General features: G+C 40.5%; 11 protein-coding genes and 1 pseudogene. 4 read left to right on the top strand and 8 right to left on the bottom strand.

What is annotated here, in order from left to right; translation table 11 throughout:
- Both NH454_RS22460 and NH454_RS16895 read right to left on the bottom strand, forming a co-directional pair.
- Positions 1-127, bottom strand: a pseudogene (locus NH454_RS22460) (pentapeptide repeat-containing protein); the annotation flags it as partial.
- A 19-nt stretch (positions 128-146) separates the two neighbouring features.
- On the bottom strand, positions 147-827 hold the full coding sequence (locus tag NH454_RS16895; protein WP_253039716.1) for a SprT family zinc-dependent metalloprotease: 681 nt from the start codon (positions 825-827) through the stop codon (positions 147-149).
- Positions 828-928: 101 nt separating this feature from the next.
- Between NH454_RS16895 and NH454_RS16890 the strand changes: the two genes are divergently transcribed.
- Complete coding sequence (locus tag NH454_RS16890; protein ID WP_199527407.1) at positions 929-1,909, top strand: ion channel; 981 nt, start codon at positions 929-931, stop codon at positions 1,907-1,909.
- Here NH454_RS16890 and NH454_RS16885 read toward each other — a convergent pair.
- Positions 1,906-2,976, bottom strand: a complete 1,071-nt coding sequence (locus tag NH454_RS16885) for a GGDEF domain-containing protein (RefSeq protein WP_135925317.1) — start codon at positions 2,974-2,976, stop codon at positions 1,906-1,908. The two genes, NH454_RS16890 and NH454_RS16885, sit on opposite strands and share 4 nt — an antisense overlap.
- Before the next feature lie 136 nt (positions 2,977-3,112).
- On the opposite strand from NH454_RS16885, the gene NH454_RS16880 reads away from it, so the two are divergent.
- Entirely contained in the window at positions 3,113-6,442 is a 3,330-nt protein-coding gene (locus NH454_RS16880) for a PAS domain S-box protein (RefSeq protein WP_253039720.1), read from the top strand.
- Entirely contained in the window at positions 6,439-7,428 is a 990-nt protein-coding gene (locus NH454_RS16875) for a two-component system response regulator (RefSeq protein ID WP_138558592.1), read from the top strand. The genes NH454_RS16880 and NH454_RS16875 overlap by 4 nt, the downstream gene beginning before the upstream one ends.
- 16 nt (positions 7,429-7,444) lie before the next feature.
- Here NH454_RS16875 and NH454_RS16870 read toward each other — a convergent pair whose 3' ends face one another.
- Positions 7,445-7,837: a VOC family protein gene (locus tag NH454_RS16870; protein ID WP_135925323.1), complete on the bottom strand. Its 393-nt coding sequence runs from the start codon at positions 7,835-7,837 to the stop codon at positions 7,445-7,447.
- A gap of 1 nt (position 7,838) precedes the next feature.
- Positions 7,839-8,486: an HD domain-containing protein gene (locus NH454_RS16865; RefSeq protein WP_253039714.1), complete on the bottom strand. Its 648-nt coding sequence runs from the start codon at positions 8,484-8,486 to the stop codon at positions 7,839-7,841.
- A 135-nt stretch (positions 8,487-8,621) separates the two neighbouring features.
- Here NH454_RS16865 and NH454_RS16860 point away from each other — a divergent pair, with 135 nt between their 5' ends.
- Entirely contained in the window at positions 8,622-9,812 is a 1,191-nt protein-coding gene (locus NH454_RS16860; RefSeq protein ID WP_199527404.1) for a class I SAM-dependent methyltransferase, read from the top strand.
- On the opposite strand, the gene NH454_RS16855 is transcribed toward NH454_RS16860, so the two are convergent.
- The 3 genes from NH454_RS16855 to hrpA form a co-directional block, all read right to left on the bottom strand.
- Entirely contained in the window at positions 9,809-10,105 is a 297-nt protein-coding gene (locus NH454_RS16855) for a PilZ domain-containing protein (protein ID WP_253039713.1), read from the bottom strand. The two genes, NH454_RS16860 and NH454_RS16855, sit on opposite strands and share 4 nt — an antisense overlap.
- Positions 10,106-10,113: 8 nt before the next feature.
- The gene (locus NH454_RS16850) at positions 10,114-10,521 is read right to left on the bottom strand and encodes a response regulator (RefSeq protein ID WP_295511596.1); all 408 of its coding nucleotides are present in this window, start codon (positions 10,519-10,521) and stop codon (positions 10,114-10,116) included.
- A gap of 82 nt (positions 10,522-10,603) precedes the next feature.
- A complete protein-coding gene (hrpA, locus tag NH454_RS16845) occupies positions 10,604-14,494 on the bottom strand; it encodes an ATP-dependent RNA helicase HrpA (protein ID WP_253039712.1) in 3,891 nt (1,296 codons plus the stop codon).
- Between the last annotated feature and the right edge of the window lie 35 nt (positions 14,495-14,529).

The raw sequence follows: 14,529 nt of genomic DNA, 5'->3' as shown, positions 1-14,529 counted from the left end.
CTAGCTTTACTCTTTCTAGCTTTACTCTTTCTAGCTTTACTCTTTCTAGCTTTACTCTTTCTAGCTTTACTCTTTCTAGCTTTACTCTTTCTAGCTTTACTCTTTCTAGCTTTACTCTTTCTAGCTTTACTCTTTCTAGCTTATCGCTACCAACTCAAACTACTGCCATTTTGTTTCAACCATTGCTCAGCGTTTTTATAGTCTGGATAAAACTGTCTAACACGTTGCCAAAACTTAGCACTGTGATTCATATGTTTAAGATGAGCAAGTTCGTGTACAACCACATAATCAATCACCCATGTCGGTGCACTCACTAAATGTAAATTAAAGGTCAGCTCTCGACGCTTATTACAACTTCCCCAACGACGTTTATAATGTTGAATTTTAAGTTTTGTGGGCAGAGCTTCAGACATCTGCAAACAATAATCATGAACACGCATTTCGATATAACTCTCTAGCTTTTCGTGTAAAAACTGCTCGAGCAGTGCTAAATAGTTTGCTTCTTGATGTTTGACCCGTGATGAAATAGATAAAATAAGCCGACACTGTGCATCTTGTTGCCAAGTGCTTTTAGTGCCTTTAGCAAATACTATCGGCACATTTTGTCCAAATAACTTAATCGCCGCGTTTACAAGAGGAAGTTGGCGGCGTTCAGCATGAATGGATTGTTTGGCAATTTGTTCATCGACCCAATCTTGCTTGGTCTTTAACCAGGCATCAATCTCAGTTTGTGGAACATAAAAAGGCGCATAAACAGTGAGTTTCTGTTCAGCAACTTTAATAGCCACTGTGGTTCTGCGTTTACTGCGCTTTAGGGTGTAGTTCAACAAATATAAGCCAATTCAATTAATAAAAAGTATGGATTCCATTTTACCCTGTAAAATAACTGCTAATCTATAAAGATGACCAACAAATAATTTTCATGTTTATGTCTGATAAACCTTGTTGTAGTTATACCTCGCCTTCAGGAAAGAAATGCTTGGAAACCGATATGGGGTCTGGATTCTGTTTTTGGCACGATAGTAAGTTTGATAAGTCAGGACTAGATCTAACCCAGAAATTAGAGCGTTATGCGAAAAAAGGTGGTTTACTGCATGGGTTACAGCTAAAGCGCGCTAACCTCAGTGGTCTTAATCTTATTAAGCAGGATGATGAGGAGGGATATGACCTATCCTACTGTAACTTTTATCGAGCAAACCTATCAGGCGCACACCTTTTTAATAACAAAATCGCTAACGCATCATTAATGAAAGCAAATCTTCACGATGCCAGCTTACATTATTGCGATTTAAAGAATACAAACTTATTAGGGGTTAAGTTTAATGATAGTCGTATTGACAATATCGATTTAGGCGACCATTTACTGCAAGAAGCACAGGCCATTAAAGCTCGCAAAAATAGACAGTATGATGAAGCTCGTGACTTATTCGAACAATCCGAAGAGATATATCGAAACTTAAGGAAGGCATCTGAAAACCAAGGACTTTTTGAACTGGCTGGCAACTTTACTTATAAAGAGCTTAGAATGCGCCATGCCCAATATCCAAAAGGATCAACAAAACAAATTACGTCGAGTTTTATTGATATGCTTTGTGGGTATGGTGAAAAGCCTGAAAACGTTATTCGCTTTAGCCTTTCGCTGATAATCTGCTGCGCAATTTGTTACTTTCTATTCGGTGTCAGCTATAGCGATACAATTTTGCAACTTAGCCTTGATAACACTTGGCAAGACAACTTATCTGCCTTATTGAATAGTTTTTACTTTAGTGTAGTAACATTCACAACGCTTGGATACGGAGATATAACTCCCATAGGTTTTTCACGATTTATTGCTGCATTAGAAGCGTTTTGTGGTAGTTTTTCTCTCGCTTTGTTTGTGGTTGTATTCGTAAAACGTATGACTCGCTAAAGCATAATGTATGAACCAACGTGCTTTTTAGCTTGATACATTTTTTTATCTGCTCGGTTAATTAGTTCTTCTGCATCAACAGTGCTATCAAGTGGGGCTGCGATTATGCCAACACTTAAATGTAATTCCGGATACTGCTCCTCAAAAATACCTATTAGCTTTTCACAGATATGGGTTGCACTAGCAACTTCACAATCTGGCAAAATGATGCAAAATTCATCACCGCCGTAACGACATGGAACGTCTATTTCACGAATATTTTCCAACAAATATTGGCCTATGTACTTAAGAACTTCATCACCTTTTTGATGGCCTTGCGTATCGTTGATTGATTTAAAGTCATCTAAGTCAAAATAGACAATTGTAAGCGGTGATTTATGGCGCCGAGCTCTTGCTAAGTCACGCTGTAAAAGCTCTTGCATTACGCGTCGATTATAAAGGTTCGTAAGAGGGTCTAGTTTAGCCAGCTTTTCAAGCTCTTGAGTTCGTTGTGCGACCTTTTCTTCAAGTCCTTTTGCGTAGACTTCTGTTCGACGTTTTGCGTTCTCAATCTCTCCAACTAAGCTATCTATGTAAGTATCAAACACTAAGGTAGTATCAAAATAAATTAATCTATCAATAACCGTTAGAGTTTGTTGTAATTCAGTGTGGTCACTAATCTTATCTCTAAGCACATCAAAGATCAGTTCTTTAAGCGTACAAACTGCCGACAAATAGAGTTTAGGTTCTACCCCAATACGTTTGTGAACCATACCAATTCTTAGTCTATTGTTGACATATTCATGCTCATAGCGACCACAAAATAAATCAATAATATATTGACGCTGCGCATCTCTTAATCGGGTTAATGTATCGGCATCACCAATTAACAATGATATTTCATCGACTTCTGTTTGCTTTTTATAAAAATCACTCACCACATCTTCAATCGCTGATTCAATAATTGGTTTGTAATTAATTAGTGATGATAAACTTTTCGAAGTGAGCCCCAGTAAACTCATTCTGTGCTGAATTTCAACGTCATTAATTTTCATTTGGTCTACTAAAGTCTGTTCAGTTCTACGCATTTACCACCTCAAAATACTCCTTTTTAACTAAATATAGCCAAGGAATTAAAACCTACGAAGTTTAGTTAGAGTATTTTCTCAAAATAACTAACAATTTATATTAGACTAGTTATAAAGGCAGTGACGAATAAATATGATGATAAATACGTTTTTTATAACCGATCAAAATCCCAGCTTAATTGTTAATGGGATCTACGACCCCACATTAGTGACGCTTTCAATCGCAACAGCTATTTTTGCCGCCTATTTTTCACTTTATATTATAGATTTAGCAAACAAGACTGAGTTTATCTCGTACCAAAGGTTAGGCAGTGCAACGGGCGCATTAGTAATGTCTGGTGGGATATGGAGTATGCATTTTATCGGTATGCTCGCTTTTTCTCTGTGCACGACAGTTAATTACGACCCCACACTCACATTTTTATCCTTCCTACCGGCATTTTTAGCTTGTTACATATGCTTTTCAATCTTCAGGCGCCATTATATGTCGGGTATTCCGCGTGCAATTAAATTGGCCTTGGGATCAGTTTTACTTGGAGCAGGTATTGGCACAATGCACTATACAGGCATGGCTGCAATGGAGCTGAGCCCTCTGCTTCGCTATGACCCTAGCTGGTTTTCAGCCTCCATAATTGTTGCTGTCCTTTTATCTTTTATCGGATTGTATTCACGTTTTCATTTGAGTGATCACTTCAAGGCACTATCAGCGCTCCAAAATCGCCTTATTTGCGCCATTATATTTGGTTTTGCAGTATCAGGAATGCATTACATGGGTATGGCTGCAACTCGGTTTGTAGCCACATCCCCTCTGCTATCTGAAAATGTCCAAACATCGCAGCTGGTTTTTATTGCAATTAGCGTCTCATTCGCCACCGTATTACTTACCACTCTAGTCGGAATATTTAACGGTATGGTGCGTTTTCGCTTGCTACTCGCTGAAAAGTCTGCAGAAGAATCTCGTCTAGAAGCCATTTTAAGCACTGCTGTTGATGGTATTGTGACTATCAACATCAAAGGAGTGATATTGAGCTTTAATAAAGCAGCAGAGAACATTTTTGGCTGGCAGCAACACGAAGTGTTAGGCAAAAATGTAAAAATACTAATGAATGATGATATTGCAGCCCAACATGATGACTACTTATCAAATAGCAGTAATCATGAAGTTAAAAAAATCATCGGGGTAAACCGAAATGTTTATGCTAAACACAAGCATGGACACTTATTTCCTATCCGGTTAGGGCTTGGCGAAGTAAAACAACCAGACAAAGAGCCACTATTTGTCGGTTTTATTACTGATCTAACAGAACAGCGTGCTTTGCAGCAAAGTCTTGAAGAAAAAGAGAAACAATACCGCACCTTGATGGATAATATGCCGGGTGCTGTATTTCGGTGCCTATTAGACGAAAACTGGAGCATGCTGTTTATTAGCCCCAGCGTTTTAGATTTAACGGGATACAGCCCTGATGAGTTTGTTTCAGGTCGAATTAATTTTGAGCAAATCATTCATGGCGATGATAAACAATCTATTAATGAAATTATCTCAAATGCTGCAGTAAACAACACTCAATACGCCGTTGAATATCGCATTCGCCATCGCAACGGTAAGATTATCTGGCTACTAGAGCAAGGATTAGTAAACGAAACTGTCGATACTGATAAAAAGTGCATTGATGGTGTATTAATCGATATCACGGCTCGTCATGAATATGAAGAATCACTAAAGCAAGCAAAACAAGAAGCTGAGGCTGCGGCTCATGCGAAGCAATCATTTATGGCAAATATGAGTCATGAAATTCGCACACCTATGAATGCTATTATTGGCTTTAGTGATATTTTAATGGATAGCCCATTAAGTAAAGAACAGCAAAAGCATATTATTACCGTTAATAAGTCAGCACGCTCATTACTGCACTTGCTTAATGAAGTATTAGATTCTGCTAAGTTAGAAAAGGGCAAACTCGACATACAACTTGAGCATTTTAATTTACAGACACTGCTCGATAACATCGTTTCTACTTTTTGGCTTGAAGCAAAGCGAAAAAATTTACTGCTTGATCTGAAGATCAACGACGATGTTGCACCTGTTTATATCGGTGATGAAATACGTATTCGCCAAGTTATGAATAACTTGCTAGGCAATGCTATCAAGTTTACAGAGCAAGGCTCTGTGACAGTCAGCGTCAGTAAAACGCAAAATAATCAACTCTTCTTTGAAATTAAAGACACAGGTATTGGTATTGCTAAACACCGTTTAAATGCTATTTTTCAACCATTTGAGCAAGCTGATGGCACAATGACTCGACGTTTTGGAGGCACAGGTCTTGGTACGACTATCAGCAAGCAATTAGTTGAATTAATGGGTGGGACTATCAATGTAATTAGCGATGAAGGACAAGGTAGTTGTTTTTATTTCACGCTCCCCTTACAAGAGGGAGATGCAAAACAAGTTGATATTCTTAATCACAGTAAGCTCACCTTACCACCTTTACGAATTTTAGTTGTTGACGATATTGAGCAAAATATCGAGCTACTTAAAATCTTGTTATCGCAGGCAGGTCATACTATCACAACCGCAAGCAATGGTTTTGAGGCTATTGCAGCGTTCGAAAAGCAAACTTTCGATGTCATTTTAATGGATATTCATATGCCTGAGTGTGATGGTTTAACCGCGTGTAAGAAGATACGGGAATTAGAGCAAATACAACAAATAAAGGTTACGCCAATTATCGCCCTCACCGCAAGCGTTCTTCAACAAGATAAGTTGACAACTAAAGAAGCTGGCATGAATGGCTTTGCGAATAAACCTGTGGACATTAGTCAACTAAATCATGAAATAGCCAAAGTACTTGGTTTAGACATTAGTACTACCCATGATTACTACGAAAGTAATGATAAAAAACACATAAACTACGATAAAGGGGTGTTATTGTGGGGTTCGAAAGAAAAGCTAAATACTGAAATTGGCTTATTCCTAGCTAACCACCAACATAGTATTCTACGACTTAAGGGATCCACACTCAGCGAAGCAGAGCAAAAATCAATTTTACATACCTTAAAAGGTGTTGCAGGGAATTTAGCACTTGCAAAGTTATTAGACCTACTGACTTTAGCTGAAAAAGAGCGTGAAAAGGATAGCTTTGCTGCACTGATTGACGAGTGTGAACAAGAATGGCGTATTCTTTACTCTCAGCTTGGGGACCTTAACCAGTCAAAAGTTGATCAACCACTGGAGCACGCTATTCCCATAGGCGCATTAATAGCTAAAGTTAATAAACTGCTCACGCAAGCTGAACACGCAGAAATAGACGATGAACTATTAAACCTTGTTCAAACAGAGGCCCCAGCGGAGTATAAAGACAGGGTTGTTGAAATTTGTGCGCATTTTGATAATTTTGATTTTGATGCAGCGATGCAGGCTTTAACTGAGTTAAAGCAATGCCTCTTAGCTGCTAAGGAACACAAATGACTCCCGTTTCAGAACGTGAAAGAATTCTTGTAGTCGACGACGAACCTGCAAACCTCAAAGTCCTCAGAGAAGTGCTCTCTAAAGATTACCGGCTATCATTTGCTAAGTCTGGCGAGCTTGCATTGCAGCTTGTTGAAAATGAACCACCAAAGCTAATTTTACTGGATATCATGATGCCAGATATGACTGGTTTTGAAGTCTGTAAAGTATTAAAAGCAAACCCAAAAACAGCGCATATTCCTGTCATTTTTGTCACCGCGCTCTCTCATGAGCAAGATGAATCTGAAGGCTTTGCCCTTGGTGCAGTCGATTATATTACCAAACCAATTAGCCCTGCGATCGTAAAGGCTCGTGTAAAAAACCATCTATCGTTAGTTCATGCTGAACAGTTACAACTGGCGCATATTGATTTGATCCAACGCTTAGGCCGCGCCGCAGAATACAAAGACACCGACACTGGCGAGCACATTTCTCGTATGAGCCGTTACAGTAAAATATTAGCACTTGCCTATGGTATGAGTGAGCATGAAGCAGAGCAGCTTAGGCAAGCAGCGCCTATGCATGATATCGGCAAGATAGGAATTCCTGATGCTGTTCTTTTAAAACCAGGACGTTTAAATGAGCAAGAGTATGAGCATATGAAACAACATGCTCTCATTGGCGCTAAAATTCTAGAAAACTCAAGTTCGCCATTATTACAGCTCGCTCATAAGCTTGCGCTTGAACACCATGAAAAATGGGATGGTACAGGTTACCCGTATGGCCTTAAAGGCGAAGAGATCAGTATTGAAGGACGTATTGTCACAATTGCAGATGTATTTGATGCATTGACGTCGAAGCGCCCTTACAAAAAAGCCTGGTCAGTTGAAGAAGCCATCGACTTATTGAAAGACGAAGCAGGTAAGCATTTTGACCCACAACTTATAGATTTATTTATCGGTCAAATAGACAGCATCATAGAAATCAAAAACACTTATAGCAACTAATAGTGTATTTAAGGCCTCATTTGAGGCCTTTTTTAATTGCTTCATAATCGTGAGAAGTAATTTCATGGCTGTTACCGGCACAGTCTTTAAAATACATTGAGTAAGTAACACCATGATCTGCAACAACGGTTTTAATATCAAATTGAGCTAGATGCTCAAGCCACGCTAAAAACTGTGCTGCATCTGCGCCAAAGGCAATTCCTTTACTTGTGCCTTCTGCTTCAAATAGCGCCAAACGAATCGTCTTTGCTTGATCTTCTAAAGTTAAAGGGCCTTTTCCTTCATCCCAAAAAGCGAGTTCAGGTACCACACTAAAACCAAGTACTTGTTGATACCACTTTACTGCAGCCGCTAAATCATCAACATTTAAATGGCAGTGATCAACTCCAGATAGTGAAGGAATAGCCATGTTACTCCCCTATCTCAGTTTTCAACTGTTCTAAAAATGCGAGCATGTATTCTGTGCGTCGTTTAGCCTCATCCTTTGCTGATGGCGTGTTCATACTCTCGCTGATGTGTAACAACTTAATGAAAAAATGATCGAGGGTATATTTTGTATCGTCTGGTTCGCGGTTTAAACAAAATGGATCGTCTTTATGATACAGGTAGCGACCAATTGAGCCCCCTACTTTCATGCAGCGGCTTACCCCAATTGCGCCTAATGCATCCATTCGATCAGCATCTTGCACTATTTGCGCTTCGACGCTTTGTACTTTGATATTGGCACTAAAACTATGTGCCGCAATAGCATGATGAATTGCGCTAAAATACTGCTCAGGATAATGAATTGAGGCTAAAAAACTCAACGCTTTGTCTGCAGCCATAGTCGATGCTTTTGCACGGTCAGGGTGATTTTTTGCAACCGCAACACAATCATGTAACCAAGCAGCTGGTAACACCACTGCCATTTCTGCCTGCTCGGCAATACATAACTGTTTTGCAACCCTCACAACACGCTCGATATGACTTATATCGTGTGCGACATCGGCATGGAGTAAAGACAAAATAAAATCTCGACACTGAGTTTCTAAAGCTGCAAAGTCTATTTCTGGCTGCATATACAGGCTATTACCATTAACTAATTGAAATTATGCTTACTTTAGCGTGCTTGCTGGATTTGTTCAAAACATTCATTGTATGTTTGCCAGTGCTTCATTAAACTATGCCCCCTTTTGTTTGACGCGAGAATCCCTATGTCATCTGCTATTTACCTGCAAGCTGGACGTGAAAAATCATTAAAAAGAAAACACCCATGGGTGTTCTCAAAAGCCATTAAGAAAGTAAAAGGTAAGCCAGGACTAGGGGATACTGTCACTATCTATGACAATGACGGTAAGTTTTTAGCCATTGCTGCTTACAGTCCGCAATCGCAAATTCGAGCTCGTGTATGGAGTTTTGATCAAAACGAAATCATTGACCAAGCATTCTTTGAAAAACGTTTGCGCCGTGCCTATGCTGCCCGTGAGCAGGTGATCAGCGAAGGCGGTTTAACCGGTTTTCGTTTAAGTGCTGCTGAGTCTGATTACCTACCTGGTATTACTATCGATAAATTTGATAATGTACTTGTTTGTCAACTACTAAGTGCCGGTGCAGAACGCCATAAAGGTGAAATTGTTGCTGCACTGATGGCTATTTTCCCAGGTTGCGATATTTATGAACGTTCAGACGTTGATGTTCGCACTAAAGAAGGTCTTGAGCCAATCAAGGGCCTACTTTGGGGTAAGGAACCAACAGAACCTGTCATCATCGAAGAAAATGGCCTTAAACTCGAAGTAGACATTCTTGAAGGCCACAAAACAGGCTTTTATTTAGACCAACGTGATAGTCGTGCTGCTCTTGAGCGCTTTGTTAAAGACAAAACAGTATTAAACTGCTTTAGCTACACAGGTACTTTCTCGCTTTATGCGTTACGTGGTGGCTGTAAGCACGTTACTAACGTGGATGTGTCACAGCCAGCGCTTGATACTGCTAAGCGTAACGTTGAGCACAACAACCTCGATTTATCTAAAGTTGATTTTGTGAAGCAAGATGTCTTTAAGTTATTACGCCAATACCGTGATGAAGGTGTGCAATTTGATACTATCGTTATGGATCCACCAAAATTTGCTGACAACAAAGCGCAATTAACGGGTGCGTGTCGTGGTTATAAAGATATCAATATGATTGCGATGCAAATCTTAAAACCAGGTGGAACCTTACTCACCTTCTCGTGCTCTGGATTAATGGAACAAAACTTATTTCAAAAAGTGGTTGCGGATGCTGCCCTTGATGCAGGTAAAGACTTATTGATCATGGAGCGACTAAACCAAGCTGCCGACCACCCAATTGCTGGCAGCTACCCAGAAGGCTTTTATCTTAAAGGCCTGATCTGTAAAGTTTACTAGTTAAAACTTACAATTTCTAAGCCGGCACTCAAGGAGCCATCTTGCTCCTTGGTTGCTCGCACAACTTTGGCTGTGGCATCAAACGAAGTAATTGCTGTACTTGTAGAAGCAATTAACACTCGATACAAGCTACCTATTTCTAATACATCATCAAGCTGCACAGCTAACCCTGTGGCACTTAAATCTGTACAAATTGCAGCAACTTCTTTGCCCTCTCCGCCTTCTAGCGGAATTAACTTTGCAGGGGTGTGAATTTGCATACGGCGAAAGTCACGTTTCTCCTCATGAAACATATGGCCTCCTATACCAGTGTTTTTATTTTCTCAATAAGTGTTTTAACAGAAAATGGCTTCACTACATAGGCGTCACATCCGGCATCAAAACCCGCTTTTTTCTCAAGCTCTGTCTCAAGTCCAGACACCATAACCACAGGAATTTTTGCTGTTTCAGGTGTATTTTTTAATAATCGACACGTGTCATAACCATCAAGGCCAGGCATACATACATCTAAAAGGATTGCATCAGGGGGCTCAGCAATAGCCGATGTTAAACAAGAGGCCCCTGAATTCGCGTAACTTAGCGAAAACTCATTTCCTAAACTTGCTTTGAGCATCTCATAATTAAAATATTCATCATCAACAATTAAGATAGTTTGTTGAGGCCGATTTATGCTGCGCTCAGGAATAGAAATCGGTCTTTCCTTTTCAATGCCCACACTCTCTCCTTTTAGTAGTTACGTATTTGACTAAATTTGATGAGGATTCACCCTCACCATAATACCTTTACACTAATTATAACTCACTTTCTTTAATTGCGTTTAGTACACGCTTTGCAGATACAGGATAGGGTGTCCCCAGTGTTTGTGCAAATAAAGAAACGCGCAACTCCTGTTGCATCCAAAAGATATTTGAAATCTCTTCTGGTACAGGCATCCCCTTTGGAATTTTGTTAGTAAGTTTTTGATATTGCTCGGCCACTTTTTCAAGCTCTAATACACATAAACGATCACGATTAGGATCAACCGGTAACTTTTCTAAGCGGCGTTCAATAGCTTTTAAGTAACGAATTAAATCCATCATTTTTGCTGCGCCGTGCTGGCTCACAAAGCCTTTGAACACTAAGCTTTGTAACTGTGATTTAATATCACCGTGCGCCGTAATCATGGTTAAATCAACGCGTCCTTTCATACGTTTATTTAAGCCATGAGCTATACTCAGCACTTGCTCTACTTGGGTGGCAATCTCAACAACTGTGTCACCAAGCTCGCCGCGAATTTGCTCTTTGGCCTTTTCAAATGACTCTGCAGTGCGGATGTTGCCATATTTAGTTAATAGGCTATCGACGGCTGCTGCGATACAGTCATCAATTAAGTCATTCACCTTACCAAACGGATTAAAGTACAAACCTAATTTAGATTTGTTCGGTAAGTTTTGCTGTAAATATTTAATCGGTGATGGCACGTTTAATAATACCAAGCGGCGTAAACCTTGTTGGTGCGCCTGCTGTGCTTTGTGTTCATTATCAAATAGCTCAACTGCTGCTGAATCTTTTTTATCCACCAGCGCCGGAAATGCTTTAATTTCGTATTGACCTTGCTTTTTCACGTAAGAGCTTGGTAACTCACCAAAACTCCACTCGGTCAAATCAGCTTTCTCTATACCCTTGTCAGCTACTTTAGATAAAGTATCCGTCACTTTACCTTGCAACTGAGCTTTAAGCTTAGTCAGATTTAAACCGCGAGCAAGTAACTTATCGTTTTCATCGCGCACTTCAAACTGCAGCCGTAAATGCGGAGCAAGGGTTGATAAATCCCATGCATCAGGCTCAACACGCACCCCAGTCATACGCAATAAACGCGTGCTAATTGCATCAATTAAGTTACCTTGCATTGGCTCGATTGCAGCGAGTACCGCATCGGCATAGTTTGGTGCAGGCACGAAATTACGACGAATTGTTTTTGGTAGTGATTTGATCAGCGCACAAATTAACTCATGTCGAAATGCTGGAATATGCCAATCAAAGCCAGTTTCTTGTACTTGGTTTAACAGTGCCACCGGAATTTGTACCGCCACACCATCAACGGCTTGGCCCGGGTCAAAATGATAAGCCAGTGGTAATAATAAGTTTTCTTGCTGCCAAGTATCAGGGTAATCAAACTCGGTGACATGATCGGCACCATGCTGCATTAACTCTTCTCGAGACATATGCAAAAAGCGCTTATCTTTTTGCTTTTGCCCTTTCCACCACTTATTAAACGCGGCACGATTATTTACATCTTGCGGAATTTTCTTGTCGTAAAATTCAAATAAGGTTTGTTCATCAACCAAGATATCACGGCGACGTGATTTATTTTCAAGAACTTGAATATCTTCAATTAATTCTTGGTTATATTGTAAAAAACCTTCATTTTGACCCAGTTCTTGCTCTACCAAGGCGGTGCGAATAAATAACTCGCGACTTACTTTCGGATCAATATTGCTATACACACAGCGGCGCTTATTAACGATTAATAGGCCATACAAGGTTTGCTGTTCAAACGCGATAACTGCACCCGGCTTTTTCTCCCAGTGCGGTTCACTGTAGCTGCGTTTCACTAAATGCTGTGCAAAGCCTTCCACCCATTTCAAGTCTATACGCGCGTTGATGCGAGCATAAAGCTTACTGGTTTCGACAAGCTCCGCCGCCATAATCCATTTTGGGCTCTTTTTAAATAATCCAGAACCTGGGAAAATATGAAACTGGCTATTACGGGCGCCTTTATAGATTTGTTTTTCATCTTTAAAACCAATATGGCTTAACATACCGCTTAATAAAGATTGATGGATTCGGTCACTATCAGCAACATTGGTGGTGGCCTTCATGCCCATTTCATTGCACACCGTTGATAGCTGATAAACAATATCTTGCCATTCACGGATACGCATATAGGCTAAAAAGTCCTTTTGGCATAACTTTCTAAACTGGCTATTGCTCAATTCAGATTGCTGCTCTTCAAGGTAATTCCAGAGATTTAAAAAGGCGATAAAATCTGAATCAGGGTCGTCAAAGCGGCCATGCTTTTCATCCGCTGCGCCGCGTTTTTCTTGTGGTCGCTCTCTTGGATCTTGAATCGACAATGCTGCAACAATAATAATCACTTCACGCAGTGCGCCTAAACCATCAGCCGTGAGCACCATTTTTGCTAGGCGCGGGTCAACAGGTAAGCGACTTAAACTTCTGCCTGATTTAGTGAGTTCCGTCTTTTTATGACGTTTAGCAGGCTTAATTGCTTCGAGTTCTTCAAGTAGCGTTAAACCATCGTTGATATTGCGACTATCTGGCGCTTGCACAAACGGGAACTGCTGCATATCGCCAAGTCCCAAGCCGAGCATTTGCAAAATAACAGAAGCTAAGTTGGTGCGTAAAATTTCAGGATCGGTAAACTCTGGTCGCGAATTAAAGTCTTCTTCACTGTATAAACGAATACAGATACCTGCTTCAATACGACCACAACGACCTTTACGCTGATTAGCACTGGCTTGTGAAATTGGCTCAATCGGTAATCGTTGTACCTTTGTTCGATAGCTGTAGCGGCTAATACGCGCGGTACCTGGGTCGATAACATAGCGAATACCCGGCACCGTTAATGACGTTTCAGCAACGTTGGTGGCTAAAATAATATGACGGCGACTGTGCGGCGCAAAAATTCGGTTTTGTTCAGCGTTTGATAAACGCGAATATAGCGGTAAAACATCCGTGCCTTTGAGGTTTCGCTTCGATAACGCATCGGCGGTATCACGGATTTCTCGTTCACCATTCATGAAAATCAGAATATCGCCGGGGCCTTCATCGCAAAGCTCATCGACTGCATCAAAAATTCCCTGTAGTTGGTCACCATCTGCTTCCATGTCGTCTTTATTGATTTCAGTGGTTGGTCTGTACCGAACCTCTACGGGAAATGTACGACCAGATACTTCAATGATTGGCGCATTATCAAAATGTTTAGAAAAACGCTCAGGGTCAATTGTTGCTGAGGTGATAATAACTTTTAAGTCAGGGCGTTTTGGCAGTAAATTTTTTAAATAGCCTAAGATGAAATCGATATTTAGGCTGCGTTCGTGGGCCTCATCGATGATGATGGTATCGTATTGATTTAGGTACCTATCTTGTTGAATTTCAGCCAGCAGAATACCGTCTGTCATCAATTTAATGTAACTATTGTCAGAAACTTGGTCGCTAAAGCGAATTTTAAAGCCCACTTGTTGGCCTAACTCGCATTGCATTTCTTCTGCAATACGATTCGCGACACTTCGAGCCGCGAGTCGACGAGGTTGAGTATGACCAATGTATCCGTCAACACCTCGGCCAAGCTCTAAACACATTTTTGGGATCTGCGTCGTTTTACCTGAGCCTGTTTCACCGGCGATGATCACCACTTGGTTATTGGCGATCGCCTGTTTAATGTCATCTTTCTTTTGACTAACAGGAAGTTGCTCTGGGTAGGTCACTTTAGGCAAGGCAGCCAAACGATGCTCGCGTAATTGCTGCGAACGGCTAATATCTTCTGCTATTTTTTGCGCTATGCTCGCTTGCTTAGTTTCATCGTTGATTTTTTTGATGCCATGTAGGCGTTTTTTGAAGATGAATTGATCTTTGCGTAAACACGTTTTTAATTCGCCGAACAGCGGACCTAGGTTAACCACCCGATACCCTTATATTTCTTAACCAATAGACTGAT

This window comes from Pseudoalteromonas sp. Ps84H-4 (assembly GCF_024124645.1).
Taxonomy (GTDB): domain Bacteria; phylum Pseudomonadota; class Gammaproteobacteria; order Enterobacterales; family Alteromonadaceae; genus Pseudoalteromonas; species Pseudoalteromonas lipolytica_C.
This window is presented reverse-complemented; position numbering and strand designations above follow the sequence as displayed.

What these genes read in the sequence shown, in the direction of transcription:
- NH454_RS16875 (WP_138558592.1), top strand. Translation starts at nt 6,439, where the DNA reads ATGACTCCCGTTTCAGAACGTGAAAGAATTCTTGTAGTCGACGACGAA.
- NH454_RS16890 (WP_199527407.1), top strand. Translation starts at nt 929, where the DNA reads ATGTCTGATAAACCTTGTTGTAGTTATACCTCGCCTTCAGGAAAGAAA.
- NH454_RS16880 (WP_253039720.1), top strand. Translation starts at nt 3,113, where the DNA reads ATGATAAATACGTTTTTTATAACCGATCAAAATCCCAGCTTAATTGTT.
- NH454_RS16860 (WP_199527404.1), top strand. Translation starts at nt 8,622, where the DNA reads ATGTCATCTGCTATTTACCTGCAAGCTGGACGTGAAAAATCATTAAAA.
- NH454_RS16855 (WP_253039713.1), bottom strand. Translation starts at nt 10,105, where the DNA reads ATGTTTCATGAGGAGAAACGTGACTTTCGCCGTATGCAAATTCACACC.
- NH454_RS16885 (WP_135925317.1), bottom strand. Translation starts at nt 2,976, where the DNA reads ATGCGTAGAACTGAACAGACTTTAGTAGACCAAATGAAAATTAATGAC.
- NH454_RS16865 (WP_253039714.1), bottom strand. Translation starts at nt 8,486, where the DNA reads ATGCAGCCAGAAATAGACTTTGCAGCTTTAGAAACTCAGTGTCGAGAT.
- NH454_RS16870 (WP_135925323.1), bottom strand. Translation starts at nt 7,837, where the DNA reads ATGGCTATTCCTTCACTATCTGGAGTTGATCACTGCCATTTAAATGTT.